Here is a 25,780-nt window from a genome sequence, read left to right as displayed (position 1 = left end):
AAACGCCGACACAACAGTGTCGGCGTTTTCATGTGAAGCGCTAACCCGGCAAATCAGAACGCCGGCAGTACCGCGCCCTGGTACTTCTGCTCGATGAAGGCTTTCACTTCAGGGCTGGTCAGGGCCTTGGCCAGCTTCTGGATGGCGTCGCTGTTCTTGTTGTCAGGACGCGCGACCAGGAAGTTCACGTATGGCGAGTCGCTGCCTTCGATCACCAGCGCATCCTTGGCCGGGTTCAGGCCAGCCTCCAGCGCGTAATTGGTGTTGATCATGTCCAGGTCGACCTGGTCCAGCACGCGCGGCAGCATGGCCGACTCGAGCTCGCGGAATTTCAGTTTCTTCGGGTTCTCGGCGATGTCTTTCGGCGTCGCCAGGGCGTTCTTCGGATCCTTCAGGGTGATCAGGCCGGCCTTCTGCAACAGCAGCAGGGCGCGACCACTGTTGCTGCCCTCGTTCGGGATAGCCACGGTGGCGCCTTCCTTGAGCTCCGACAGGCTCTTGACCTTCTTGGAGTAGCCACCGAACGGCTCGACGTGAACGCCGATCACGGTTTCCAGGTGGGTGCCCTTGCCTTCGTTGAAGTTCTTCAGGTACGGCAGGGTCTGGAAGTAGTTGGCGTCCAGGCGCTTCTGGTCGACCTGCACGTTCGGCTGCACGTAGTCAGTGAAGACCTTGATCTGCAGGTCCACACCTTCCTTGGCCAGGGTCGGCTTGATCAGCTCGAGGATTTCGGCGTGCGGCACCGGCGTGGCGGCTACCACCAGTTTTTCGGCGGCGTGAGCCAGGCCGGACAGCGACAGGGCAGCAGCGAGGGCAGTCGTCAGCAGGGTCTTTTTCATGGTGATCCTTGTTATCAAGCTGGGGCCATCGACGATGGCGAAGTCAGGTGCCACACCGTCTCGACAGTGGGCGTGGAGCGGACGATACCGGGATTTTTTATGCCCTAACAATATCTTTTGATTCGCTGCTTATTCCAAAAACAAAAAGCCATCAGCTGTTTTGCTTATGAGCGACCGACAACCGCTCTAGCTCGCGGATGCATTGAGCTCGGCCAGGCTTTGCTCCAGCAGCTCACGCAAGGCGGCAAGCGGGCCTGGCTCGCGGCTGCGCCCCAGTTGCGCAAGCTGGCTGGCCAGGCTGGCAAGGGGTGCACGCTCGGGCAGGTCCAGATGCTGCGGGAGAATTTCATCGCCCTCGGCCACCAGCAAGGCAAAGTGGATGACGTTCTCCAGCTCGCGGGTGTTGCCGGGCCAGGCATGGGCTTCCAGCGCTTGCTGCGCCGCTTCGCTGATCAGCGGCACGCTGCGCTCCAGGCGCACGCTGTAGATGCCGACGAAGTATTCGGCCAGCGGCAGGATGTCCCCCACCCTCTGGCGCAGTGCCGGCAATTCCAGTTCGCCCTCGTGCAGATAGAGGTACAGCCGTTCGTTGAAGCGCCCGGCACGCACCGCCTGGGCCAGGTCGATGCTGGAGGCGGCCACCAGACGCACATCCACGGCCTGCGCCTGCTGGGCGCCGACCCGAGTGACCTCACGGTTCTCCAGGGCCGCCAGCAGCTTGCCCTGGATGGCCAGCGGCAGGTCGGCGATCTCGTCCAGGTACAAGGTGCCGCCATTGGCCGAACCGAACCAGCCTGCGCGACTGCTGGCCGTGCCGCCATGGGTACCGGCGCTGTAGCCAAACAGCTCGGCATCGGCGTAGGTGTGGCTGATGCCCGCGCAGTTGACCGAGACGAACAACCCCGCGCGATCGCTGGCACGGTGGATCTGCCTTGCCAGCAGCTCCTTGCCGGTGCCGGTCTCACCACGGATCAGCACCGGCAGCGGTTGCGGCGCCAGGCGTTCGAGCGCTTCGCGCAGTTGCTGCGAACGTGCATCGACGAATACCAGCGCCTTGGCACGGATGCTCAGCGGGCTCTTGTCCAGCTCGGGAAACGTCAGCAGTGGCTGGCCGAAGGGATTGTTGAAACTCATGGAAAACTCCCGCCCCAGACGCAGGCGACCAGGGGTTCAGCGAAATCGGTTGAAAGGCCAGGTCAGGCGCGGCGCAGGGAGCGCTGCTCGATCCGGCCTTGCAGGCGGTACAGGTAGGCGAAGCCCTGTTCCCAGCGCTCGTGACCGGACTTGACGTTGATGTGCCCGGCATTGCTCAAAACCCTGCTTCCGCGCCCCAGGCCTTGGCCAGGTAGAGTGCACGCGGCACGCTGACGGCCGGATCGTTGTCCGAGCTGACCACCTGGCTGGGAAACGGCAGCGCGTGCAGGGGAATGGGCGCGAAATTGCGCAAGGCCGGCGCGCAGGTCGGCCGTTCGACATCCGCGGGCGCCACCAGCAGCGCCCCTCGCACCTGGCGCAGCAGCCCAGGGCTGGCCTGCGCGGCCCAGTGGGCGATGGTGATGCAACCCAGGCTGTGGGCGATGAGGATCACCGGCGAGCGTTCGGCGGCAATCGCCTGCTCGAGTGCCTGTATCCAGTCGCGCCGCTGCGGGGTGAGCCAATCGTGCTGCTCGACCCGGGCACTGTTGGGCAGGCTGCGCTGCCAGTGGCTTTGCCAATGATTGTCTGGCGATCCTTGCCAGCCCGGCACAATCAGGTAACGAATCGACTCATTGCGCATGGGGACGCCTCCTTGGAAGTTTGCGTGCTTGGGAACCAAGTATAGGGAGGCAGTTATATTCGTAAAGGAATAAGAAGCTATTTATTAATAACCATAATTTCTGGTTGGCTGGACTGGCCCCTTCGCGGGCAAGCCCGCACCTACGGGGTCGGTGCGGGCATAAAAAAAGGGCCATCCCCTGCCAAGAGAAATGGCCCTGAAGCACTTGCCTGAAGAGGGTATTGCCGATCAACGCGCGGTGATCACCGCCAGCTTGCTGATCCCGGCACGTTCGATGGCAGCCATCGCCCGCGCCACTTCGCCGTAGTTGACGCCATCGTCAGCCTGCAGCTGTACACGCACATCCGCATCCTTTTCCCTGGCCGCCTTGAGGTTGGTTTCCAGCAGGTCCGGCTGGATCTCGTCCTTGTTGATGAACAGCTTGCCGCCGCCATCGATGCTCACCACCAGCGGGTCTTTCTGCTCCACTGGGGCCACGGCTTCGGTCTTGGGCAAGTTGATCGGGATGGCGTTGGTCAGCAAGGGCGCGGTGACGATGAACACCACCAGCAGCACCAGCATGACGTCCACCAGCGGTGTGACGTTGATTTCACTGAGGACTTCGTCGCTGTCCTGGGTCGAGAACGCCATGTCAGGAAGCCTCCTTCACCGGCTGGCCGAAACCGGCCTGGGCTTTTTGCAGGGTCGGGTGAACCAGGACGCGGAAGGCACTCTTCTGCGCCAGGCTGTAGAAGTCGTGGGCGAAGTCGTCGAGGTCGGCCGCGGTCAGCTTGAGGCGGCGCAGGAAGTAGTTGTAGACCAGCACCGCCGGGACCGCGACGGCGATACCGACGCCCGTGGCGACCAGTGCCGCACCGATCGGGCCGGCCACGGTTTCCAGGCTGGCGGAGCCGGCAGCGCTGATGCCCTTGAGCGCTTCCATGATGCCCCACACGGTGCCGAACAGACCGATGAACGGCGAGGTGCTGCCAATACTGGCGACAACCGCCAGGCCGGTTTCCAGCGAACGGCGCTCACGCACGATCTGCTGGCGCAAGGCGCGCTCGAGGCGATCCTGATGGTTGATCGCATGGCTCAGGTCGGCTGCCTGGCCCGGCTCGCCCACGGCGATGGCGGCATAACCGGCCTGGACGACGCGGGCCGCAGGGCCAGGCTGCTCATGGCTGATCCCGGCTGCCGAGTCGAGGCTAGAAGCGGCCCAGAACTGGGCATGGAAGCGCTTGTCCTGGTTCTTCAGCCGCACGAACTGCACGACCTTGACCAGAGCCAACGCCCAGGTGACCACGGAAAAACCAACCAGCAGCCAGATGACGGCGCTTTCAACGGATTCGAGAGGGGATGCCAACAGGCTCATGATGAAGTCTTCCTATGTTCGGTTCGATGGCGCGAGTTAACGAAGCTTGAAATCGATCGGGACACTGACCCAGCCCACCTGGGCCACGTCTCCCTGCTTGGCCGGCACGAAGCTCCAGCGCTTAACCGCAGCCAGCGCGGCGGCGTCCAGGGCATCGCGGCCGCTGGTCTTCTGGATCTGGATCTGCCCCGGCTTGCCGCTGGGCAGTACCTCGACCCGCAACAGCACGGTGCCTTCCCATCCACGGCGCTGGGCCAGTTGCGGATACTCCGGCGCCGGGTTCTTCAGGTACGCGGCATTGGCCGAAGCGGGCGTGACCGGTGCTGGTGCTGGTGGTGCAGGTGCCGGAGCAGGCGGTGCAGGCGCGGGCGTCGGCACCGGTGGCGGCGCCTCGACCGGCTTGGGCTGCGGCTTGGGTACGGGCTTGGGCACAGGTTTTGGTTTGGGCACAGGTTTCGGCGCAGGCTTGGCGGCCAGCTCATCGACCACCGGTGGTGGTGGCGGTGGTGGCTCGACCACAGGCACAGGCGGTGGCGGCTCGACGACCGGCGGCGCCGGAGCGGCGAACTCGATGGTCATCGGCGGAATCTCTGGCGCAATCACCGGCAGCTCGGGGGTTGGTCGTTGGCTGACCCAGTAGGCCGCAGCGCCATGCAGCACCAGCACCAGCAACCCCAGCGCCAGCTTGTCGCGACGCTTGAGACCACTGACCGGCGTGCGTTGCAGGCGCAGCTGCGCCAGCGGCAGGCGAAGCGTGCGTCCAAGCTCGACCAGGTCGCCCGGGGCCGGGCGCCATGGCTGGTCGTAGGCCCTCGCGGCCGTCTGGACATTACCCATTGAATCGACTCCTGGAAACGTGATGCAGGTCTTCGGACCTTGGCCGGTCCTCGTGGCTGAATCATCCGTTTTAGAGGCTTATCTCTGAAAGTAATGTTTAAAATTAAAGCTATACAAAAATCGAATATAAGATTTTCAGGGTTCCCGCAAAGCCGCGTGGCGCAAGGGCTGTAGCGGTGAGGGCGGAAAGTAATGCACGGTCGGCATGCAAAATATTCGTGCAAGGTATGGAAAACGGCGGGCTAAGGGCCACATCGCCACCCCACCCTTCGTCCAGGCATAAAAAAACCCGGGCTACGAACCCGGGTTTTTCAACATCTGCACAAGCGTCAGATATCGGCGACCTTCTGCCAGACCTTCGGCCGGAAGAACAGGGTCTCGCCGCGCGCAAGGCCGGTCAGGCTGTCATGATCCTTGACCACTTCGGCCTCGATCAGCTCGCTCTGCCCCTCGACCTTCAGGGTCACCCGGGTGGTCGCGCCCAGCGGACGAATGTCGCGGACTTCGGCAGCGTGATGGCCCTCGGTCTCATGGCGCGACAGCGACACCTCGTGAGGACGGAACAGCACATGGTTGCCCTCGCTCAAGGCCAGGCGGTTGGAGTCGCCGAGGAAGTGGTAGACGAAGTCGTTGGCCGGTTTCTCGTACACCTCGCCCGGCGAGCCGATCTGTTCGATCACGCCCTTGTTCATCACCACGATGCGGTCGGCCACTTCCATCGCCTCTTCCTGATCGTGGGTGACGAACACCGAGGTCAGGTTGATATCCTCGTGCAACCGCGCCAGCCAGCGGCGCAGCTCCTTGCGCACCTTGGCATCGAGGGCGCCGAACGGCTCGTCGAGCAGCAGCACCTTCGGCTCCACCGCCAGGGCACGGGCCAGGGCGATACGCTGGCGCTGGCCCCCCGACAACTGCTCGGGATAGCGGTCGGCGAGCCAGTCGAGCTGAACCATGTTCAGCAGCTCATGGACCTTCTCGGCGATCTTGCTCTCGCTCGGGCGTTCGCCCTTGGGCTTCATGCGCAAGCCGAAGGCGACGTTGTCGAACACGCTCATGTGGCGGAACAGCGCATAGTGCTGGAACACGAACCCGACGTTGCGATCGCGCACATCGTGGCCCGAGACATCCTCGCCGTGGAACACGATGCTGCCGTCATCCGGCGTCTCGAGGCCGGCGATGATACGCAGCAGGGTGGTCTTGCCGCAGCCGGAGGGGCCGAGCAGCGCGACCAGCTCACCGCTGTGGATATCCAGGTTGATGTTGTTCAGGGCCTGGAAACTGTTGAAGCGCTTGCTGACGTTACGAACTTCGATCGACATGACTCATTCCTCCGCTGCGCTGTGGCGCAGGCGGTTAATACGGTTCTCGCTCCACTGCTTGAGCAGCAGGATGAAGAGCGCCAGGATCAGCAACAGGCTGGCCACGCTGAAGGCCGCGACATGGTTGTACTCGTTGTAGAGGATCTCCACGTGCAGCGGCAAGGTGTTGGTGACGCCGCGGATATGGCCGGAGACCACCGACACCGCACCGAACTCGCCCATGGCCCGCGCGGTACAGAGCACCACGCCGTAGATCAGGCCCCACTTGATGTTCGGCAGGGTGACATGCCAGAACATCTGCCAGCCGTTGGCGCCCAGCAGGCGCGCGGCCTCTTCCTCTTGCGTGCCCTGCTCCTGCATCAGCGGGATCAGCTCACGGGCGACGAAGGGCACGGTGACGAAAATAGTCGCCAGCACGATGCCCGGCAGGGCGAAGACGATCTGGATATCGTGGTCCTGCAGCCAGGGGCCGAGCAGGCCCTGGGCGCCGAACATCAGCACGTAGACCAGGCCGGCAATCACCGGCGAGACCGAGAACGGCAGGTCGATCAGGGTGACCAGCACGCTCTTGCCACGGAAGCTGTACTTGCTCACGCACCAGGCAGCGCTGACGCCGAACACCAGGTTCAGCGGCACCGAGATGACCACCGCGAGCAGGGTCAACTTGAGCGCCGAAAGCGCGTCAGGCTCGAAGATCGCCTCGAAGAAGGTGCCGAAGCCATTCTTCAGCGCCTGGGACACCACGATCACCAGCGGCAGCAGCAGGAACAGCGCGAACACCAGCCAGCCAAGGCCGATCAGTATGCGGCGCGAGGTGGCGCTGCCGCGGCGGGCGGCATTGGCGGCGGAGCTTGCAGTTATGGATGACGAAGACATGACCGGGCCTCCTTCAAGGGGTTTCGATGCGCCGCTGAAGCAGGTTGATCAGCAGCAGCAGGATGAAGGAAACCACCAGCATCAGCACGCCGATGGCGGTGGCGCCGGTGTAGTCGTACTGGTCGAGCTTGACCATGATCAGCAGCGGCAGGATCTCGGTCTTCATCGGCATGTTGCCGGCGATGAAGATCACCGAACCGTACTCGCCAACACCCCGGGCGAATGCCAGGGCGAAGCCGGTTAGCCAGGCCGGCAGCAGTGCCGGCGCCAGCACATGGCGGAACACCTGCAACGGCTTGGCGCCCAGGCAGGCGGCGGCCTCCTCGACCTCACGCGGGATGTCTGCCAGCACTGGCTGCACCGTGCGCACCACGAATGGCAGCGTGACGAAAGTCAGGGCCAGGGTGATGCCCAGCGGGGTGTAGGCGATCTTGAAGCCCAGGTCGGTGGCGAACTGGCCGACCCAGCCCGCAGGCGCGTACAGGGCAGTCAGGGCGATACCGGCGACGGCGGTGGGCAGGGCGAACGGCAGGTCGATCATCGCATCGATGATCTTGCGCCCGGGGAAGGTGTAGCGCACCAGGACCCAGGCCAGCAGGGTGCCGATCACGCCATTGATGATGGCGGCGAACAGGGCGGTACCGAAACTCAGCTTGAGCGCCGCGATGACCCGCGGTGCACTGATGATGTTCCAGAACTGCTCCCAGGTCAGCTGCGAGGCATGAATGAACATGGCCGCCAGCGGTATCAGCACGATCAGGCTGAGATACACCAAGGTGTAGCCCAGCGTCAGCCCGAAGCCGGGTATGACGGGGGAGATGCGACGTGACATAAATATCCCTGGTTGAACGCACTTGGCCCGGAACAGATTCCGGGCCGGTGCAAACTTCTGAAATCCTGGGGCTGCTTTGCGGCCCCGCTTTTTCCTTGGCCTCTACTGCGCCTGGTAGATCTGGTCGAACACACCGCCGTCGTTGAAGAACTTCGGCTGCGCAGTTTTCCAGCCACCGAAGTCCTTGTCGATAGTCACCAGGTCAAGTTTCGGGAACTGCTTGGCGAATTCGGCGGCGACTTTCTCGTCACGCGGACGGTAGAAGTTTTCTGCAGCGATCTTCTGGCCAGCAGGGCTGTACAGGTATTTCAGGTATTCGGTGGCGATCACGGTGTTGCCCTTCTTCTCGGCGTTCTTGTCGACCACCGCCACTGGCGGCTCGGCGAGGATCGACAGCGAAGGCACGACGATCTCGAACTTGTCGCTGCCGCCGTCTTCCTTCAGCGCCAGGAAGGCTTCGTTTTCCCAGGCCAGCAGGACGTCGCCCTGGCCGTTGTTGACGAAGGTGATGGTCGAGCCGCGAGCGCCGGTGTCCAGCACCGGTACGTGCTTGAACAGCTCCTGCACGTACTCTTTGGCCTTGGCTTCGCTGCCACCGGATTTCAGGCCATAGGCCCAGGCGGCGAGGAAGTTCCAGCGGGCGCCGCCGGAGGTTTTCGGGTTGGGGGTGATGACCGAGACGTCTTTCTTGACCAGGTCACCCCAGTCCTTGATGCCTTTCGGGTTGCCCTTGCGCACCAGGAACACGATGGTCGACGTGTAGGGGGTGCTGGCGTCCGGCAGACGGGTCTGCCAGTTGTCCGGCAGGGTCTTGCCGAGCTTGGCGATCTCGTCGATGTCGCCAGCCAGGGCCAGGGTCACCACGTCGGCGCGCAGGCCGTCGATCACCGCGCGGCCCTGCTTGCCCGAGCCACCGTGGGATTGCTGGATCTTCACCTTGTCGTCCGGGTGCGCCTGCTGCCAGTGCTTGATGAATTCGGCGTTGTACTGCTGGTACAGCTCACGGGTCGGGTCATAGGACACGTTGAGCAGTTCGTAATCCTTGGCGATGGCGGAACCGGCAAAAACGGCACTGGCCAGAGCGGCGAGCGCATAACGGCGGATGGACATGGTGAAGCTCCCGATTGGCATTTTTTCTAGTTGGATGTGTCGGATCAGCCGGACTTGTTGCCGGGCTGCTGCAGGCGGAATTTCTCCTTGCGCTCGATCTGCACGACCTGAGCGTTGTGCACGGTGATCTCCACTGCACCGAAGCGCAGGTCGCGCAGCGCGCTCTGGATTTCACGCAGAATGGTGGCTTCGTCCTGACCGTCGATGCTACGCAGAGATGCACTCATGCTCGTTCTCCATTGAGTAAGGGTGCCGGGCAGAAGAAGGGGATTGCGCCTGGCTTGAGGGCAATCTTAGTGAGGGCGGGATATTCTTAAAAATACTGTTTAAGAATGTTTATATAACTGAATTGCTGAGCAGGTAAGCGGGTGACTGTGGGAGCGGGCTTGCCCGCGAATGCTGTGGTGCGGCCACTGTTGCATTCGCGGGCAAGCCCGCTCCTACAGGAAGTTGAAGCTTCAGTTATGCGCCTGCGGCTCGCGGATCTTGTACCAGGCCACGTACAGCGCCGGCAGGAACAGCAAGGTCAGCAGCGTTGCGCTGATGATCCCGCCGATCATGGCGTAGGCCATCGGGCCCCAGAACACCTCGCGGGCGATGGGGATCATCCCCAGGCTGGCCGCTGCGGCCGTGAGCAGGATCGGCCGACGCCGATGGTTGGTAGCCTCGACCACCGCGTCCCAAGGTGAGTAGCCCTGGGCCTCGAATTCGTCGATCTGGGTCACCAGGATCACCGAGTTGCGGATGATGATGCCGATCAGCGCAAGAATCCCGAGGATCGCAACAAAGCCCATGGGCGTTCCCGTCGGCACCAGCGCCAGCACCACGCCGATCAGCCCCAGCGGCGCGACGCTGACCACCAGGAACAGCTTCTGCACGCTGTGCAACTGGATCATCAGGAAGGTCGCCATCAGGAACAGCATCAGCGGAATCACCTGAGCGATCGGCCCCTGCGCCTTGCCGCTCTCCTCCACGGTGCCGCCGGTGGCTACTTCGTAACCGGCCGGCAGCGAAGCGGCGAACTCTTCGATCTTCGGCTTGAGCTGGGCCACCAGGTCGGTGGGCTGGATCTCGCCGTTGACCGATGCCTTTATGGTGATCGTCGGCTTGCGGTCACGCCGCCAAACCAATGGCTGTTCGAGCTCGTAGCGCACCGTGGCGAACGACAGCAAGGGGATCGAGGTGCCGCTGGGGCTGACGATCTGCAGGTTCTGCAGGGTATCGGGCGAGCCGCGCTCACTGTCCTTGGCGCGCGCGACCACGTCCACCAGGTAGATCTGGTCGTTGACCTGGGTCACCGGTGCACCGGTGACGATGCTGTTCATCACGTTGGCGACGTCTTCGGACGACAGGCCCAGTTGGCGCGCTTTGTCCTGGGCGATCTCGACCCGCAGGACTTTGCCGGGCTCGTTCCAGTCGTACATCATCTCGCCAATGTTGGGGTTCTGGTCGAGCAAGGTCGCAAGGTCGATGGCGTGCTTGCGCACCTGGTCGATATCCTTGCCGCTGACCCGGTACTGGATCGGACGCCCCACTGGCGGGCCCATCTCCAGCGATTGCACATTGGTGCCGATGCCGACGAAATCATTGCGCAGCCGCTCCTGCAGCTTGGGAATCAACGTGTTGCGCTGCTCCAGCCCCTTGCTGACGATGACCAGTTGCGCGTAGTACGGGTTCTGCAGCTGCTGGTCGAGCGGTAGGTAGAAACGCACCGCGCCCTGGCCGATATAGGTGCTCCAGTGGTCGATGTCCGGATCGTCCTTGAGGGTGGCTTCCAGGCGATCAACCGCACGGCGGGTTTCCTGGATCGACGCGTTCTGCGGCAGGTTCAGTTCCAGCAGGATCTCCGGGCGATCCGAAGACGGGAAGAACTGGTTCTGCACGAACCGCATGCTCAACACCGCCAGGGCGAACAGCACCACGGTGCCAACGATGGTCAGCCAGCGGTTGCGCATGCACCACAGCAAGCCGCTTTCGAAGGCGCGGCCGATGCGGCCGGGTTCCCCATCATGGGGTTTGACCTTGCTGCTGAGGATATGCACGCCCAGCACCGGCGCGAAGAACACCGCCACCACCCACGACACCAGCAGCGCCACCGCGATCACCGCGAACAGGGTGAAGGTGTATTCGCCCGCAGAGCTGGCGTTCAGGCCGATGGGCACGAAGCCGGCAACGGTGACCAAGGTGCCGGTGAGCATCGGGAATGCCGTCGAGGTATAGGCATAGGTCGCCGCGTCGTTCTTGCTCTCGCCCATCTCCAGGCGCGTGACCATCATCTCTACGGTGATCATTGCATCGTCGACCAGCAGGCCCAGGGCGATGATCAATGCACCCAGCGAGATGCGCTGCATGGTGATGCCGCTGTACTCCATGAACACGAAAACCATCGCCAGCACCAGCGGGATCGAACAGGCCACCACCAGGCCTGCGCGTATGCCCAGGCTGATGAAACTGACCACCAGCACGATGATCACCGCCTCGAACAGCGCACTGGTGAAGCCGCCCACGGCGTCCTCGACCACCACGGCCTGGTTCGACACGGTATGCACGCCCACACCCACCGGTAGCTCAACGGTGATGCTGTCCATCTTGTCGCGAAGTGCCTTGCCGAACTCCTGGATGTTGCCACCCTTCTTCATGCCGATCGCCAGGCCGATGGCCGACTGGCCGTTGTAGCGGAACATGGGGGCGGGCGGCTCCTGGAAACCGCGCTCGATATCGGCGATGTCGGCCAGGCGGAAGAACCGGTCGTTGATTCTCAGGTTGACCACCTGCAGGTCCTTCTCCGAGGCGAACTGGCCGGTGGTGCGCACCGAGATGCGCTCTGGCCCGGCTTCGATCACCCCGGCCGGAGTCACCGCATTCTGCGATTGCAGCGCCTGCATCACCTGGCGCTGGTCGATGCCCAGTGCCGCCAGCTTGCGGGTGGAGAAGTTCAGGTACAGCACTTCATCCTGCACGCCGATGGTTTCGACCTTGCCGATATTCGGCACCTCGCGCACTTCGGCGCGCACCTGCTCGACGTAATCGCGCAACTGGCGCAGGTCCAGGCCATCGGTGGTGAAGGCGTAGATCGAGCCGAACACATCACCGAACTCGTCGTTGAAACCCGGCCCTTGCAGGCCCTGGGGGAATTCACCGCGGATGTCCTGGATCTTCTTGCGCACCTGGTACCAGATCTGCGGGATATCCTCGGCCTTGGTGGTATCGCGCAGGTAGACGAAAACCGTCGACTCGCCGGGCCGGGTGTAGCTCTTGACGTAGTCGAGCGAGTCCAGTTCCTCGAGCTTCTTCTCGATCCGGTCGGTCACCTGGTACAGGGTTTCGTCCTGGGTCGCACCGGGCCAGCGGGTCTGGATCACCATGGTCTTGATGGTGAAGGACGGGTCTTCTTCCCGGCCCAGGTTCATGTAGGAGAACACGCCCATCAGCAAGGCGACGAACATCAGGTACCACACGAAGGACTGGTGCTTCAGGGCCCAGTCCGACAGGTTGAAGCTTCCTTTCATCGTGCGTCCTCGTCGAATTTGACCTGCTGGCCCGGCTTCAGGCTGTTCACACCCGCCGTCACCACCCGTTCGCCCGGCTGCACACCGGCGCCCAGCACGACGCGCCGTTCGCTGCGCTCCACGAGTGTGACCTCACGGGTGGCCACGGTCTTGTGCTGCGGATCGACCACCCAGACCTGGGTCTTGCCGTCTCGCTCCAGCAGGGCGGTGGCCGGCAGCTCGGTGCGCGGCGCGATCGCCGAGCTGAGCGTGACGCTGATGGCGGTGCCGAGGTGGAACGCCTGCGGCGTACTGGCCAGGCTTAGCCGCGCACGTCGGGTGCGGGTGGCGGCATCGGCCTGCGGCTCAAGCTCGCGCAGCGTGGCGGTGGTGCTGATGGCCGGCTCCAGTTGCGATGCCACGGTGAACACCAGCGACGGGGTCAACTGCTCGGCGACTGGGATCGGCAGATCAATCACCGCCTCCTTGACGTCCGGGCGCGCCAGCGTGACCACTTCCTGGCCGGCACTGACCGTCTGCCCGGCTTCGGCGCGCCAGGCCGTGACCACGGCGCCATGGTCGGCCTTGAGCGTGCTGTAGCCGAGCTGGTCGCGTGCCTGGCTGAGCGCCGAACGCGCCTGTTCGAGCGAGGCGCCGGTGGTCTTCAGGTCGGTCTGGGCGATGTCCAGCTGGGCCTGGGCGCCGACGCCGCGGTCATACAACTGCTGCTGGCGACGGGCATTGGCCTGGGCGTTGATCCATTGCGCCTGGACTCGCGCCAGGTCGCCTTCGGCGGCGCGCAGCTGGTTCTGTTGGTCGGTGGGATCGAGAGTGGCCAGGGTGTCGCCCGGTTTCACCTGCGCGCCCACGTCCACCCAGCGCCGCGCAATGCGCCCGGACACTCGGAAGCCCAGGGTGCTTTCAAAGCGGGCCTGGATGGTGCCGGCAAAACGACCGAGCTGCGACTGCGTCTGCGGCTCGACCAGGGTCGAGAGCACCGGCCGTACGGGCTCGGGCGCCGGCTCATCACCCTTGCAACCGGGCAGCAGGGCTGCTGCGGCAAGTAACACCAGCAAGGGCTTCATGGCTCACCTCCGGGGCTCTTGGCGTCGACTTTCTGCACCTGCATGCCCGGATGCAGCAACTGGCCGCCACTGACCACAACGGTTTCGCCGCTTTTCACGCCGTCGCTGATGACGATGCGCCCGGTGAGATAACGCGCCACCTGAACCTTGCGCAGTTCGACCTTATCGCCCTCGCCCACCACCCACACCGCCGGCTCATGCAGCGCCTTGGTCAGCGCCGACCAGGGCAATTCGATGCTTGGGCGTCCCTGTGCGTGAGCCGTGGCGGTTACCGGCGAGCCCAACAGCATGGCAGCCGGCACGTTACGCAGCGCCACCTTGACCTGCACCGTACCGCTCTCGGCAGACACCGTCGGAGTGATTTCGCGAACCCGTCCTTCGGCCTGCACCTTGGGGTTATCCACAAGCCGGACGATCACCCCCTCGTCACTGGGTGGCGACACCAGCAGCGACTCATAGACGTTGAAGACGGCATCACGATCGCCGTCGGTGGCCAGGCTGAAGATCGGCATGGTCGCCTGCACCACCTGGCCGACCTCGGCCTGGCGCGCGGTGATCACGCCGTCCGCCTCGGACACCAGGTCGGTGTAGCTCAATTGCTCGCGGGCATTGGCCAGTTGTGCCTGGGCCGCCTTGAGCGCGCTCTGGCTGCTGCGCAGGGCAGCTTCAGCCGAGTCGTATTCACTCTGGCTGGTGTAGCCCTTGGGCAACAGTTTCTGCTGACGCACGAAGGCGGCGCGGGTCTGGGTGACCCTCGCCTGCTCGGCGAATACCTCGGCCTTGGCCGAGTCGACATTGTTCTGCAGGTCTTTCGGGTCCAGGCGCGCCAGCACCTGGTTGGCCTTGACGTGATCGCCCACATCGACGCTGCGGGCGATGATCTTGCCGCCCACGCGAAATGAAAGGTCGGTCTGTACGCGCGCCTGCACATCACCGGTAAGGGTGACGTTGGCGGCGAAATCGGTAGGTTCGACCCGTGCCACGCCGACGCGTGGCAGTTCAGGGCTGGACGCCTGTTCCTTGCAGCCTGACAGCACTGCCAACAACCCCAGGCAAACGACCAACAGCGGACGCGTAAACGTCATGCAGGCTCCTTGCTTGCGCGCAAATGATTCGTGGGATGCGACTGTCAGCGTAGTTCAGGGTTCAATAATCGGTACTGGTGGGGTCGGCTTTGGATTGGCGGTGGCCTTTTCGCGGGCAAGCCCGCTCCTACAGAGAGTTGTGGTGCCTGTAGGAGCGGGCTTGCCCGCGAAGAGGCCACCGCAAAATCCGGAAACCATGATTGGCGCCAAGGGAGGACCAGCACCGCTAACCTCCAAAGGTCAATTTCATGGAGGAAATTCGATGCCCCTGGCCCACTCTCCCCGCCTGCGCCGCGGCCGCTGCTCAGAGCCTGGCAGGTGCTACCTGCTGACCACTGTCACCCACGAACGACAACCCCTGTTCCACGACCTGCGCAGCGCCCGGCTGGTGGTGAAACAGCTACGCCTGTCAGATCAGGAAAACGCCAGCCGCACGCTGGCCTGGGTGCTGATGCCGGACCATCTGCACTGGTTGATCGAGTTGAGGGGGGTGACGCTTGGGAGTTTGATGCGCAGGTTCAAGTCGCGCAGCGCCATCACCCTGCGCAAGGCCGGAGTGAGGCATGTACCCGTCTGGCAACCGGGGTATCACGATGCCGCTTTGCGCAAGGAGGAGGAAGTGGTGCAGGCAGCCAGATACATCATCGCCAATCCACTGAGAGCAGGGCTGGTCAGCAGTGTGCGGGAGTATCCGCATTGGGATGCGGTCTGGCTTTGAATCGGTGGTGAAGCCTTCGCGGGCAAGCCCGCTCCTACAGGTTCAGTGCACGTTGCACCATCCTTGTGGGAGCGGGCTTGCCCGCGAAAGGGCCGTCAGGCCGACGCAGCAGCCGGAGCCGGACGCCGCACCTGCGGCTGCCCGACGTTCGCTGCAGCACCTTCCTCGATGGCCTGCTGGATCGCCCGGCGGCGGCGCTCTTCGGCGCGGCGGCTGAAGTACCAGACCAGGAAGGTCACCAACGACACCGACAGCAGGATCAGGCTGGCCACGGCGTTGATCTCAGGCTTCACGCCCAGGCGCACGGCCGAGAACACTTCCATCGGCAAGGTGGTCGAGCCAGGGCCGGACACGAAGCTGGCCAGCACCAGGTCATCCAGCGACAGGGCGAACGACATCATGCCGCCTGCTGCCAGAGAAGGCGCGATCATCGGGATGGTGATCAGGAAGAACACCTTCCACGGCTTGGCACCCAGGTCCATCGCCGCTTCCTCGATCGACAGGTCCAGCTCGCGCAGGCGAGCCGACACCACCACCGCCACATACGCGGCACAGAAGGTGGTGTGGGCGATCCAGATGGTGACGACGCCACGCTCCTGCGGCCAGCCGAGCATCTGCGCCATGGCCACGAACAGCAGCAACAGCGACAGACCGGTGATCACCTCGGGCATCACCAGCGGCGCGGTGACCAGGCCACCGAACAGCGTGCGGCCCTTGAAGCGGGTGACCCGGGTCAGCACGAAGGCCGCCAGGGTGCCCAGCGCGACCGCAGCCACCGCCGTATAGCAGGCGATCTCCAGCGAGCGCATCACCGAACCCATCAGCTGGGTGTTGTCGAGCAGGCCGACGTACCACTTCACCGACCAGCCGCCCCACACCGTCACCAGCTTCGAGGCGTTGAACGAGTAGATCACCAGGATCAGCATCGGCAGGTAGATGAACAGCAAGCCGAGCACCAGCATCAGCTTGGAGAAACTGAAGCGCTTCATGCCCGACCCTCCATCTCTTTGGCCTGGCTGCGGTTGAACAGCAGGATCGGCACGATCAGGATCGCCAGCATCACCACTGCCAGCGCGGATGCCACCGGCCAGTCACGGTTGTTGAAGAATTCCTGCCACAGCACTTTACCGATCATCAGGGTTTCCGGACCGCCGAGCAGTTCAGGGATCACGAACTCGCCCACCACCGGGATGAACACCAGCATGCAACCAGCGATGATGCCGTTCTTCGACAGCGGCACGGTGATCTTCCAGAAGCTGTTGAAGGTGCTCGAGCCCAGGTCGCTCGCGGCTTCCAGCAGGCTCTGGTCATGCTTCACCAGGTTCGCGTACAGCGGCAGGATCATGAATGGCAGGTACGAATAGACCACGCCGATATACACCGCCAGGTTGGTGTTGAGGATCTGCAGCGGCTGGTCGATCAGCCCGGTCCACAGCAGGAAGCTGTTGAGCAGCCCGTTGTTGCTGAGGATGCCCATCCAGGCATAGACGCGGATCAGGATCGCGGTCCAGGTCGGCATCATGATCAGCAGCAACAGGACCGTCTGCATCTCTTTCTCGGCCTTGGAGATGGCGTAGGCCATCGGGTAGCCGATCAGCAGGCACAGCAGGGTGCTGAAGAAGGCGACCTTGAGCGAGCCCAGGTAGGCCGAGATGTACAGGTCATCTTCGGTGAGCAGGCCGTAGTTGGCCAGGTTCAGCACCAGTTGGATCTTGTCCTCGACGTAGGTGTAGATCTCCGTGTAAGGCGGGATCGCCACGTCGGCTTCGGCGAAGCTGATCTTCAGCACGATGAAGAACGGCAGCATGAAGAACAGGAACAGCCAGATGAACGGCACGCCGATCACCAGATGGCGTCCCTCAGGGATGATGCGCTGGAGGGCTCGTTTGAGCTTTCGCGGTTTCATGAGCGCAGTACCACGCCGCTGTCGTCTTCCCACCACACGTAGACTTCATCGCCCCAGGTCGGACGCGCGCCCTGGCGTTCGGCGTTGGCGACGAACGACTGGACGATCTTGCCGCTCGGCAGCTCGACGTAGAACACCGAGTGACCGCCCAGGTAGGCGATGTCGTGGACCTTGCCGCGCGACCAGTTGTGCTCGAACTCGGGTTGCGTCGTCGTCACCAGCAACTTCTCTGGGCGCAGCGCGTAGGTGATGTGCTTGTCCTCGACCGAGGTGGTGACACCGTGGCCGACGTAGATCTTGCGCTCGAGCTCCGGCGAGGCGATCAGCGCGTGGCCTTCGGCGTCGTCGATCACTTCACCTTCGAACAGGTTGACGTTGCCGATGAACTCGCACACCAGGCGGCTGGTTGGCGTCTCGTAGATATCCACAGGCGAGCCGATCTGGGCGATCCAGCCCAGGTGCATGATGGCGATGCGCTGGGCCATGGTCATGGCCTCTTCCTGGTCGTGGGTCACCATCACGCAGGTCACACCGACCCGCTCGATGATCTCGACCAGCTCCAGCTGCATCTGCGAACGCAGTTTCTTGTCCAGCGCGCCCATCGGCTCGTCGAGCAGCAGCAGCTTCGGACGCTTGGCCAGCGAGCGGGCCAGGGCCACACGCTGACGCTGGCCACCGGAGAGCTGGTGCGGCTTGCGCTTGGCGTACTGGGTCATGTGCACCAGCTTGAGCATCTCGGCCACGCGGGCTTCGATGTCGGCCTTGGGCATCTTGTCCTGCTGCAGGCCGAAGGCGATGTTCTGCGCCACGGTCATGTGCGGGAACAGCGCGTAGGACTGGAACATCATGTTGATCGGCCGCTCGTAGGGCGGCATGTCGGTGATGTCGACACCATCGAGGAAGATCCGACCTTCGGTCGGACGCTCGAAGCCTGCGAGCATCCGCAGCAAGGTGGACTTGCCGGAACCGGAGCCGCCCAGCAGGGCGAAGATCTCGCCCTTGCGGATTTCCAGGGACACATCGTCCACGGCGATGGTTTCGTCGAACTTCTTCGTGACCCGGTCGATCTTGACCAGCACCTGCTTGGGCTGCTGGTCACCCTCGAGGGCTTTCTTATAGGCACCGGAGGCAACTGCCATGAGTGAAACTCCCAACAAGATTTTTGTGCCCGAGCGGCCTGCGTGCAGGGCCACGTCGGGTCTGGATTTTTACTTGCCCGACTTGACCTTGGTCCAGCTGCGGGTCATCAGACGTTGCACCTTGGGGGGCAACTCCGCGTTGACGAACATCTTGTCCAGCACTTCCTGCGGTGGGTAAACCGCGGCGTCAGTTCTCACAGCCTGGTCCATCAGGTCGCCAGCCTTGGGGTTGGGGTTGGCATAACCGACGTAATCACTGACCTGGGCGATAACCTCAGGTTTCAGCAAATAGTTGATGAAGGCGTGGGCCTCTTTCACGTTCTTGGCGTCCTTGGGAATCGCCAGCACGTCGAACCAGAGGTTGCCGCCTTCCTTGGGAATGGCGTAGGCCAGGTTCACGCCCTTCTTGGCTTCTTCAGCACGGGCCTTGGCCTGGAAGACATCGCCGGAGAAGCCTGCCGCGACGCAGATGTCGCCATTGGCAAGGTCGGTGATGTACTTGGACGAGTGGAAGTAGGTCACGTACGGACGTACCGCCAGCAGCTTCTTCTCGGCCTTGGCGTAATCCTTGGGATCGGTGCTGTTGGGGTTGAGCCCCATGTAGTTGAGCACCGCCGGGAGCATCTCGTCCGCCGAGTCGAGGAAGGCCACACCGCACTTGGAGAGCTTCTTCATGTTCTCGGGTTCGAACAGCACCGCCCAGGAGTCGATCTTGTCCACGCCCAGCGTGGCCTTGACCTTGTCGACGTTGTAGCCGATGCCGTTGGTGCCCCACAGGTAAGGCACGGCGTACTGGTTGCCCGGATCGTTCTTTTCCAGGCGCTTCATCAGCGCTGGGTCCAGGTTGGAATAATTGGGCAGCAGATGCTTGTCGAGTTTCTGGAACGCGCCCGCCTTGATCTGCTTGCCGAGGAAATGGTTGGACGGCACCACCACGTCATAGCCGGTGTTACCGGCCAGCAGCTTGCCTTCCAGGGTTTCGTTGGAGTCGAAGACATCCTGCACGGGCTTGATGCCCGTCTCTTTCTCGAAGTCCGCGAGCGTGGTCGGGCCGACATAGTCGGACCAGTTGTAGAAGTGCACCGTGGGCGCCGCTTGAACGCTGCAGGCCAGCGTCAGACCTGCTCCAGCCATCATGGCCTTGCGCAATACAGAAATAGACAAGTGGTTGGTCCTCACAATCAGAGCCTTCGGTGGCGGCTGGGAGCAGCCGTACACGCAAAACCGGCGCGCAACTTACCTGCGTGGCTGGGATGTCGCAATCAACAATCGAGGTTTATGCCCCCTGGGCCGGAAAACCCCGGCCCAGAGAGCCCCGCACAGGGCTTACTTGCCCGACTTGATCTTGGTCCAGCTACGGGTGATCAAACGCTGGGCGGCCGCTTCAGGAGCAGCGATCGCGTACAGATGCTTCTTCACTTCCGCTGGCGGATAGATGCTCGGGTCGCTGGTGATGTCCTTGTCGACGAACTGGGTCGCGGCCTTGTTACCGTTCGGGAAGCGCACGGCGTTGGTGATCTCGGCCATGACTTCCGGTTGCAGCAGGAAGTTCATGAACTGGTAGGCAGCATCTTTATGCTCGGCATCTTTCGGGATGGCGACCATGTCGTAGAAGGTGCCAGCGCCTTCTTTCGGAATGATGTAGTCCAGCTTGACCTTGTCGCCGGCTTCGTGGGCGCGGGCCTTGGACTGCTCCAGGTCGCCCGAGTAGCCGACGGCCACGCAGATGTTGCCGTTGGCCAGGTCGCCGATGTACTTGGAGGAGTGGAAGTAGGTGATCGAAGGACGGATCTTCAGGAACAGGTCCTCGGCCGCCTTGAGGTCTTCCTTGGTGGTGCTGTCGGTCGGCTTGCCCAGGTAATGCAGCGCGGCCGGAAGCATTTCGGTCGGTGCATCGAGGAAGCTCACGCCGCAGCTCTTGAGCTTGGCGATGTTCTCGGGCTTGAACACGGCGTCCCACGAATCGATCTTGTCCACGCCCAGCGCGGCCTTGACCTTGGCCGGGTTGTAGCCGATGCCAATGGAGCCCCACATGTACGGGAAGGCGTACTTGTTGCCTTTGTCGCTGGCGTCGCCAACGGCCTTGAGCAGGTCTTCGTCGAGGTTCTTCCAGTTCGGCAGCTTGGAGCGGTCGAGCTCCTCGTAGACGCCGGCCTTGATCTGCTTGGCCAGGAAGTTGTTGGACGGCACGACGATGTCGTAGCCCGACTTGCCTGCCAGCAGCTTGGCTTCCAGGGTTTCGTTGCTGTCGAAGACGTCGTACTTGACCTTGATGCCGGTCTGCTTCTCGAACTTGGCGATGGTGTCCGGAGCGATGTAGTCCGACCAGTTGTAGACGTTCAGCACCTTGTCTTCAGCGTGAACAGCAGTGGCCATGGCACCCATCAGGGCGGCGGCCAGCAACGTCTTGCCCATTTTCTTCATGCGTTATGCTCCAGAATTTTTTTAGTAGCCATCTGTTCAGCTGCCAGGTCCCGTGGTGCAAGCGCCGGACGACTGAAACAACCGCTAGTCTGGCAAGTTACAAGGCGCTGTTTCAACAAAAGCAGGGCCTTGTAACGACTTAATGTCACATCGCTAGCCTAGCAAACGCCTATCGAATCGCTTCCAGGGTCAGATCCAGGCACTTGCGCGCCTTTTCCACCAGCTCGTCCACTTCTTCATGGCTGATCACCAGTGGCGGCGCGATGATCATGGTGTCGCCCACCGCGCGCATGATCAGGCCGTTGTCGAAACAGAAGTTGCGGCAAACCATGCCCACGCCCTTGCCTTCGTAACGGCTGCGGGTCGCCTTGTCCTTGACCAATTCGATTGCGCCGAGCAGGCCAAGGCCACGTACCTCGCCCACCAGCGGGTGGTCTTGCAGCTCGCGCAGTCGTTTTTGCAAGTACGGTGCCACTTCCGTGCGTGCGCGCTCGACGATCTTCTCGTCACGCAGGATGCGCAGGTTCTCCAGCCCCACCGCCGCTGCCACCGGGTGGCCGGAGTAGGTGAAGCCGTGGTTGAAATCGCCCCCTTCGCTGAGCACCTTGGCCACCTTGTCACGCACGATCACACCGCCCATGGGGATGTAACCGGAGGTCAGGCCCTTGGCGATGGTCATCAGGTCAGGCTTGAGATCGTAATAATCGGAGCCGAACCACTCGCCGGTACGGCCAAAGCCGCAGATCACTTCGTCGGCGACGAACAGGATGTCGTACTTGGCGAGGATCTCCTTGATCTTCGGCCAGTAGGTGTCCGGCGGAATGATCACCCCGCCGGCGCCCTGGATCGGCTCGGCGATGAAGGCGGCAACGTTGTCCTCGCCGACTTCCAGAATCTTCTTCTCCAACTGCTCGGCAGCCCACACCCCGAATTCATCCGGGGTCATGTCGCCGCCCTCACCGAACCAGTACGGCTGCGGGATGTGCACGATACCCGGGATCGGCAGGCCGCCCTGCTCGTGCATGCCGCTCATGCCGCCAAGGCTGGCGCCGGCCACGGTGGAGCCGTGGTAGCCGTTGACCCGGCCGATGAGCGTCTGCTTGTTCGGCTTGCCCTTGAGCGCCCAGTAGTGGCGAACCATGCGCAGCACGGTGTCGTTGCCTTCGGAGCCGGAGCCGGTGAAGAACACATGGCTCATGCCTTCGGGGGCCACGTCGGTAATGGCCTTGGCCAGCTCCAGCGCCGGCGGATGAGCGGTCTGGAAGAACAGGTTGTAGTACGGCAGCTCGCGCATCTGCTTCTCTGCCGCCTGGACCAGCTCTTCGCGACCATAGCCAACCGCCACGCACCACAGGCCGGCCATGCCATCGAGGATCTTGTGCCCCTCGCTGTCCCACAAATGCACACCCTGGGCCTTGGTGATGATGCGCGGCCCCTTCGCCTTCAGCTGCTTGTAGTCGCTGAAGGGTGCCAGGTGGTGCTCGCCGCTCAGGTTCTGCCATTCACGGGTTTGCGGGTTGTTGACGCTCATCTGCTTCTCCACTATCCGATGGCCGCGCTCCTGCGGCCCCAGGGTTGATCACACGGCAAACAGCAGGAACTCGCGCTCCCAGGAACTGATGACGCGCTTGAAGTTTTCATGCTCGGCGCGCTTGGTGGCGACGTAGCCGGTAATGAACTTCTTGCCCAGGTACTGCACCAGCGACCGGCTGTTCTCCATACGCTCCAGGGCGTCCTCGATGGTCAGCGGCAGACGCAGGTTGCGCCGCTCGTAGCCACGGCCCTGGACCGGCGCGCTGGCCTCGATGCCCTCGACCATGCCGATGAAGCCACACAGCAGGCTCGCGGCGATGGCCAGGTAGGGGTTGGCGTCGGCGCCCGGCAGGCGGTTTTCCACGCGGCGGTTCTGCGGGCCGGCATCCGGTACGCGCAGGCCGACGGTACGGTTCTCTTCGCCCCACTCCACGTTCACGGGCGCCGAGGTGTCCGGCAGGAAGCGGCGGAACGAGTTGACGTTCGGTGCGAACAGCGGCAACGCCTCGGGAATGAGTTTCTGCAGGCCGCCGATGTGATGCAGGAACAGCGTGCTCATGCTGCCGTCTTCATTGGAGAAGATGTTCTTGCCGGTGGCGATGTCGATCACGCTCTGGTGCAGGTGCATGGCGCTGCCGGGCTCGCCGGTCATGGGCTTGGCCATGAAGGTCGCGGCGACGTTGTGCTTGAGCGCGGCCTCGCGCATGGTGCGCTTGAACACCAGGATCTGGTCGGCCAGGTGCAGCGCGTCACCGTGACGGAAGTTGATCTCCATCTGCGCCGTGCCGTCTTCGTGGATCAGCGTGTCGAGGTCCAGCTGCTGCAGTTCGCACCAGTCATAGACGTCTTCGAACAGCGGGTCGAATTCGTTGGCGGCCTCGATGGAGAACGACTGACGGCCAGTTTCCGGACGGCCGGAGCGGCCCACCGGCGGTTGCAGCGGGAAGTCCGGGTCTTCGCTGCGCTTGGTCAGGTAGAACTCCATCTCTGGCGCGACGATCGGCTGCCAGCCCTTGTCGGCGTAGAGCTTGAGCACTTTCTTGAGGACGTTGCGCGGCGACAGTTCGACCGGGTTGCCCTTCTTGTCGTAGGTGTCGTGGATCACCTGGGCGGTCGGCTCGATGGCCCAGGGCACGAGGAACACGGCGTCCTGGTCGGGGCGGCAGATCATGTCGATGTCGGCCGGGTCGAGCAGGTCGTAATAGATGTCGTCATCGACGTAGTCGCCAGTCACAGTTTGCAACAAAACGCTTTCGGGCAGGCGCATGCCCTTTTCGGCGATGAATTTGTTGGTTGGCGAGATCTTGCCGCGGGTGATGCCGGTCAGGTCGCTGATCAGGCATTCGACTTCGGTGATCTTGTGCTCTTTCAACCAATCGGTGAGCTGGTCGAGGTTGTTACTCATAAATACCTCAGGAGGTCATTTGACCCGGCCCCTGCGGGGCGGGCGCTACTGACGCCTGGCGTCGGTCAATGTCGGCGCATTCGGCGCGGCAGGGCCTGGCAAGGCCCACGCATTGATTCTGGATGGAGTATGTTGCCAAAGCAAAAACCCATGCGCAGGACGGCAGCCGATTCACGCGCAAAACGCGTATCGATCTCGAAAGCAAAGGGCAGGAAGGAAGAAAAGCGTGCAGTAAACTGCTACGGGGCGAGGGCTGACTGTGCCGGTCGTCAATTATTGCGGCCAGTCTGCTCCAGGGATGGGCCAGGCGCGCGAGGGCCTTTCGGCAAGCGGTGAAAATACCTGACTGCGCAGCGCAGGCGGCGCTTTCAGGTCGCGACTGGCGGACCATGTGACCCTCGTATTATTACTGTTATGGGTTGCGACCGAGCTTAGCCTCGTTCATTTTTTTTCACAACACCTCCGTAAAAAATAAAATACGCCACCATCGCCGTAGCCCTTTCCTACAGATTTAGCGGATAATGGGATGCCCTTATATGCAGCAAATCCGCCGTTGATGTGCCATTTCAGGGCATCAGGAGGTTGGCTTGACATCAGTTTGTCTTTTCGATTGACTGGGTCTGCAAGCCCCCCTTGATTGATATTTTTAACAACAAAGGTGTTGCATCATGTCGGTACCCCCGCGTGCCGTTCAGCTTAACGAAGCGAACGCGTTCCTTAAGGAACATCCTGAGGTTCTCTACGTTGACCTTCTGATTGCAGATATGAATGGTGTGGTTCGTGGCAAGCGTATCGAACGCACGAGCCTTCACAAGGTTTACGAGAAAGGCATCAACCTGCCCGCCTCCCTCTTCGCCCTGGATATCAACGGCTCGACCGTCGAAAGCACGGGCCTCGGCCTGGACATCGGCGACGCCGACCGCATCTGCTACCCGATCCCTGGCACCCTCTCCAACGAACCCTGGCAGAAGCGCCCGACCGCGCAACTGCTGATGACCATGCACGAAATCGAAGGCGAGCCGTTCTTCGCCGACCCTCGTGAAGTGTTGCGCCAGGTGGTGAGCAAGTTCACCGACATGGGCCTGACCATCTGTGCCGCGTTCGAGCTGGAGTTCTACCTGATCGACCAGGAGAACGTGAACGGCCGTCCGCAGCCGCCGCGCTCGCCGATCTCGGGCAAGCGTCCGCAGTCGACCCAGGTCTACCTGATCGACGACCTGGACGAGTATGCCGACTGCCTGCAGGACATCCTCGAAGGCGCGAAGGAGCAGGGTATCCCGGCCGACGCGATCGTCAAGGAAAGCGCCCCGGCGCAGTTCGAGGTCAACCTGCACCACGTGCCCGATCCGCTGAGGGCCTGTGACTATGCAGTGCTGCTCAAGCGCCTGATCAAGAACATCGCCTACGACCATGAAATGGACACCACTTTCATGGCCAAGCCCTACCCGGGCCAGGCTGGCAACGGCCTGCATGTACACATCTCCGTGCTGGACAAAGATGGCAACAACATCTTCACCAGCGAGGATCCCGAGCAGAACGCCGCGCTTCGTCACGCTGTCGGCGGTGTGCTCGAGACCCTGCCCGCTTCGATGGCGTTCCTCTGCCCGAACGTCAACTCGTACCGCCGTTTCGGCGCGCAGTTCTACGTACCGAACGCGCCGAGCTGGGGCCTGGACAACCGCACCGTGGCCCTGCGCGTGCCAACCGGCTCGCCGGACGCCGTGCGCATCGAGCACCGCGTGGCCGGTGCCGACGCCAACCCGTACCTGATGATGGCGGCGGTCCTGGCCGGTGTGCACCACGGCCTGACCAACAAGATCGAGCCGGGTGAGCCGATCGAAGGCAACTCCTACGAGCAGCTGGAACAGAGCCTGCCGAACAACCTGCGCGATGCCCTGCGCGAGCTGGACGACAGCGAGATCCTGAACAAGTACATCGATCCGAAGTACATCGACATCTTCGTCGCGTGCAAGGAGAGCGAGCTGGAGGAGTTCGAACACTCGATCTCCGACCTCGAGTACAACTGGTACCTGCATACCGTGTAAACGAAAAA

22 protein-coding genes and 1 pseudogene are annotated in these 25,780 nt (G+C 62.7%); 2 read left to right on the top strand and 21 right to left on the bottom strand.

Annotated features, from left to right (window positions below):
* Positions 1 to 53 precede the first annotated feature (53 nt).
* From HU729_RS17085 to HU729_RS17020, 14 genes and pseudogenes are all read right to left on the bottom strand, one after another.
* Positions 54 to 839, bottom strand: a complete 786-nt coding sequence (locus HU729_RS17085; RefSeq protein ID WP_186665505.1) for a MetQ/NlpA family ABC transporter substrate-binding protein — start codon at positions 837 to 839, stop codon at positions 54 to 56.
* 186 nt (positions 840 to 1,025) lie between these two features.
* Complete coding sequence (locus tag HU729_RS17080; protein WP_186711044.1) at positions 1,026 to 1,973, bottom strand: sigma 54-interacting transcriptional regulator; 948 nt, start codon at positions 1,971 to 1,973, stop codon at positions 1,026 to 1,028.
* 62 nt (positions 1,974 to 2,035) lie between these two features.
* Positions 2,036 to 2,616 (bottom strand): annotated as a pseudogene (locus HU729_RS17075) (alpha/beta hydrolase).
* A gap of 228 nt (positions 2,617 to 2,844) precedes the next feature.
* The gene (locus HU729_RS17070) at positions 2,845 to 3,246 is read right to left on the bottom strand and encodes a biopolymer transporter ExbD (RefSeq protein ID WP_054891104.1); all 402 of its coding nucleotides are present in this window, start codon (positions 3,244 to 3,246) and stop codon (positions 2,845 to 2,847) included.
* 1 nt (position 3,247) lies between these two features.
* The gene (locus tag HU729_RS17065) at positions 3,248 to 3,970 is read right to left on the bottom strand and encodes a MotA/TolQ/ExbB proton channel family protein (RefSeq protein ID WP_186711043.1); all 723 of its coding nucleotides are present in this window, start codon (positions 3,968 to 3,970) and stop codon (positions 3,248 to 3,250) included.
* Positions 3,971 to 4,006: 36 nt separating this feature from the next.
* A complete protein-coding gene (locus HU729_RS17060; RefSeq protein ID WP_186711042.1) occupies positions 4,007 to 4,807 on the bottom strand; it encodes an energy transducer TonB in 801 nt (266 codons plus the stop codon).
* A 329-nt stretch (positions 4,808 to 5,136) separates the two neighbouring features.
* Entirely contained in the window at positions 5,137 to 6,126 is a 990-nt protein-coding gene (locus tag HU729_RS17055) for a sulfate ABC transporter ATP-binding protein (protein ID WP_054891101.1), read from the bottom strand.
* Positions 6,127 to 6,129: 3 nt separating this feature from the next.
* Positions 6,130 to 7,002, bottom strand: a complete 873-nt coding sequence (gene cysW / locus HU729_RS17050) for a sulfate ABC transporter permease subunit CysW (protein ID WP_186711041.1) — start codon at positions 7,000 to 7,002, stop codon at positions 6,130 to 6,132.
* 13 nt (positions 7,003 to 7,015) lie between these two features.
* Complete coding sequence (gene cysT / locus HU729_RS17045) at positions 7,016 to 7,834, bottom strand: sulfate ABC transporter permease subunit CysT (RefSeq protein WP_186665492.1); 819 nt, start codon at positions 7,832 to 7,834, stop codon at positions 7,016 to 7,018.
* A 102-nt stretch (positions 7,835 to 7,936) separates the two neighbouring features.
* Complete coding sequence (locus HU729_RS17040; protein ID WP_186711040.1) at positions 7,937 to 8,944, bottom strand: sulfate ABC transporter substrate-binding protein; 1,008 nt, start codon at positions 8,942 to 8,944, stop codon at positions 7,937 to 7,939.
* 44 nt (positions 8,945 to 8,988) lie between these two features.
* Positions 8,989 to 9,171, bottom strand: a complete 183-nt coding sequence (gene oscA, locus HU729_RS17035; protein WP_016489716.1) for a sulfur starvation response protein OscA — start codon at positions 9,169 to 9,171, stop codon at positions 8,989 to 8,991.
* A 231-nt stretch (positions 9,172 to 9,402) separates the two neighbouring features.
* Complete coding sequence (locus HU729_RS17030; RefSeq protein ID WP_186711039.1) at positions 9,403 to 12,453, bottom strand: efflux RND transporter permease subunit; 3,051 nt, start codon at positions 12,451 to 12,453, stop codon at positions 9,403 to 9,405.
* Positions 12,450 to 13,517, bottom strand: coding sequence for an efflux RND transporter periplasmic adaptor subunit (locus tag HU729_RS17025; RefSeq protein WP_186665486.1), 1,068 nt, complete (start codon positions 13,515 to 13,517; stop codon positions 12,450 to 12,452). The genes HU729_RS17030 and HU729_RS17025 overlap by 4 nt, the downstream gene beginning before the upstream one ends.
* Positions 13,514 to 14,602, bottom strand: coding sequence for an efflux RND transporter periplasmic adaptor subunit (locus HU729_RS17020; RefSeq protein ID WP_186711038.1), 1,089 nt, complete (start codon positions 14,600 to 14,602; stop codon positions 13,514 to 13,516). The genes HU729_RS17025 and HU729_RS17020 overlap by 4 nt, the downstream gene beginning before the upstream one ends.
* A 262-nt stretch (positions 14,603 to 14,864) precedes the next feature.
* Here HU729_RS17020 and HU729_RS17015 point away from each other — a divergent pair, with 262 nt between their 5' ends.
* Positions 14,865 to 15,320 carry a transposase gene (locus HU729_RS17015; protein ID WP_186711037.1) on the top strand — a complete coding sequence of 152 codons (456 nt, stop codon included), beginning with the start codon at positions 14,865 to 14,867 and terminating at the stop codon, positions 15,318 to 15,320.
* Between the two features lie 95 nt (positions 15,321 to 15,415).
* On the opposite strand, the gene HU729_RS17010 is transcribed toward HU729_RS17015, so the two are convergent.
* From HU729_RS17010 to HU729_RS16980, 7 genes are all read right to left on the bottom strand, one after another.
* Positions 15,416 to 16,309: an ABC transporter permease subunit gene (locus HU729_RS17010; RefSeq protein WP_186711036.1), complete on the bottom strand. Its 894-nt coding sequence runs from the start codon at positions 16,307 to 16,309 to the stop codon at positions 15,416 to 15,418.
* Positions 16,306 to 17,187: an ABC transporter permease subunit gene (locus HU729_RS17005; protein ID WP_172964842.1), complete on the bottom strand. Its 882-nt coding sequence runs from the start codon at positions 17,185 to 17,187 to the stop codon at positions 16,306 to 16,308. The genes HU729_RS17010 and HU729_RS17005 overlap by 4 nt, the downstream gene beginning before the upstream one ends.
* 35 nt (positions 17,188 to 17,222) lie before the next feature.
* Positions 17,223 to 18,365 (bottom strand): polyamine ABC transporter ATP-binding protein, encoded by a 1,143-nt coding sequence (gene potA, locus HU729_RS17000; protein ID WP_186711035.1) that lies wholly within the window; start codon positions 18,363 to 18,365, stop codon positions 17,223 to 17,225.
* Between the two features lie 69 nt (positions 18,366 to 18,434).
* Positions 18,435 to 19,529: a polyamine ABC transporter substrate-binding protein gene (locus HU729_RS16995; protein ID WP_063541738.1), complete on the bottom strand. Its 1,095-nt coding sequence runs from the start codon at positions 19,527 to 19,529 to the stop codon at positions 18,435 to 18,437.
* Positions 19,530 to 19,691: 162 nt separating this feature from the next.
* Positions 19,692 to 20,789, bottom strand: a complete 1,098-nt coding sequence (locus HU729_RS16990) for a polyamine ABC transporter substrate-binding protein (RefSeq protein WP_186665478.1) — start codon at positions 20,787 to 20,789, stop codon at positions 19,692 to 19,694.
* A gap of 169 nt (positions 20,790 to 20,958) precedes the next feature.
* On the bottom strand, positions 20,959 to 22,320 hold the full coding sequence (locus HU729_RS16985) for an aspartate aminotransferase family protein (protein ID WP_186665477.1): 1,362 nt from the start codon (positions 22,318 to 22,320) through the stop codon (positions 20,959 to 20,961).
* Positions 22,321 to 22,368: 48 nt separating this feature from the next.
* Positions 22,369 to 23,727, bottom strand: coding sequence for a glutamine synthetase family protein (locus tag HU729_RS16980; protein WP_054894987.1), 1,359 nt, complete (start codon positions 23,725 to 23,727; stop codon positions 22,369 to 22,371).
* Positions 23,728 to 24,395: 668 nt separating this feature from the next.
* Between HU729_RS16980 and HU729_RS16975 the strand changes: the two genes are divergently transcribed.
* Positions 24,396 to 25,772 (top strand): glutamine synthetase family protein, encoded by a 1,377-nt coding sequence (locus HU729_RS16975; protein WP_186665474.1) that lies wholly within the window; start codon positions 24,396 to 24,398, stop codon positions 25,770 to 25,772.
* Positions 25,773 to 25,780 lie beyond the last annotated feature (8 nt).

The organism is Pseudomonas sp. RW10S2, from assembly GCF_014268985.1.
GTDB classification, from domain to species: domain Bacteria; phylum Pseudomonadota; class Gammaproteobacteria; order Pseudomonadales; family Pseudomonadaceae; genus Aquipseudomonas; species Aquipseudomonas wayambapalatensis.
Note: the sequence above shows the minus strand (reverse complement) of the source record. Positions and strands in the feature narration are given on the sequence as shown.

Excerpts from the sequence above, each read along its gene's own strand:
- HU729_RS16990 (WP_186665478.1), bottom strand. The coding sequence starts at position 20,789 with ATGAAGAAAATGGGCAAGACGTTGCTGGCCGCCGCCCTGATGGGTGCC.
- HU729_RS17070 (WP_054891104.1), bottom strand. The coding sequence starts at position 3,246 with ATGGCGTTCTCGACCCAGGACAGCGACGAAGTCCTCAGTGAAATCAAC.
- cysW (WP_186711041.1), bottom strand. The coding sequence starts at position 7,002 with ATGTCTTCGTCATCCATAACTGCAAGCTCCGCCGCCAATGCCGCCCGC.
- HU729_RS17015 (WP_186711037.1), top strand. The coding sequence starts at position 14,865 with ATGCCCCTGGCCCACTCTCCCCGCCTGCGCCGCGGCCGCTGCTCAGAG.
- HU729_RS17085 (WP_186665505.1), bottom strand. The coding sequence starts at position 839 with ATGAAAAAGACCCTGCTGACGACTGCCCTCGCTGCTGCCCTGTCGCTG.
- HU729_RS17030 (WP_186711039.1), bottom strand. The coding sequence starts at position 12,453 with ATGAAAGGAAGCTTCAACCTGTCGGACTGGGCCCTGAAGCACCAGTCC.
- HU729_RS17010 (WP_186711036.1), bottom strand. The coding sequence starts at position 16,309 with ATGAAGCGCTTCAGTTTCTCCAAGCTGATGCTGGTGCTCGGCTTGCTG.
- HU729_RS16985 (WP_186665477.1), bottom strand. The coding sequence starts at position 22,320 with ATGAGCGTCAACAACCCGCAAACCCGTGAATGGCAGAACCTGAGCGGC.
- HU729_RS17065 (WP_186711043.1), bottom strand. The coding sequence starts at position 3,970 with ATGAGCCTGTTGGCATCCCCTCTCGAATCCGTTGAAAGCGCCGTCATC.
- HU729_RS17060 (WP_186711042.1), bottom strand. The coding sequence starts at position 4,807 with ATGGGTAATGTCCAGACGGCCGCGAGGGCCTACGACCAGCCATGGCGC.
- HU729_RS16975 (WP_186665474.1), top strand. The coding sequence starts at position 24,396 with ATGTCGGTACCCCCGCGTGCCGTTCAGCTTAACGAAGCGAACGCGTTC.
- potA (WP_186711035.1), bottom strand. The coding sequence starts at position 18,365 with ATGGCAGTTGCCTCCGGTGCCTATAAGAAAGCCCTCGAGGGTGACCAG.
- HU729_RS17025 (WP_186665486.1), bottom strand. The coding sequence starts at position 13,517 with ATGAAGCCCTTGCTGGTGTTACTTGCCGCAGCAGCCCTGCTGCCCGGT.
- HU729_RS17080 (WP_186711044.1), bottom strand. The coding sequence starts at position 1,973 with ATGAGTTTCAACAATCCCTTCGGCCAGCCACTGCTGACGTTTCCCGAG.
- cysT (WP_186665492.1), bottom strand. The coding sequence starts at position 7,834 with ATGTCACGTCGCATCTCCCCCGTCATACCCGGCTTCGGGCTGACGCTG.
- oscA (WP_016489716.1), bottom strand. The coding sequence starts at position 9,171 with ATGAGTGCATCTCTGCGTAGCATCGACGGTCAGGACGAAGCCACCATT.
- HU729_RS16980 (WP_054894987.1), bottom strand. The coding sequence starts at position 23,727 with ATGAGTAACAACCTCGACCAGCTCACCGATTGGTTGAAAGAGCACAAG.
- HU729_RS17040 (WP_186711040.1), bottom strand. The coding sequence starts at position 8,944 with ATGTCCATCCGCCGTTATGCGCTCGCCGCTCTGGCCAGTGCCGTTTTT.
- HU729_RS17020 (WP_186711038.1), bottom strand. The coding sequence starts at position 14,602 with ATGACGTTTACGCGTCCGCTGTTGGTCGTTTGCCTGGGGTTGTTGGCA.
- HU729_RS17055 (WP_054891101.1), bottom strand. The coding sequence starts at position 6,126 with ATGTCGATCGAAGTTCGTAACGTCAGCAAGCGCTTCAACAGTTTCCAG.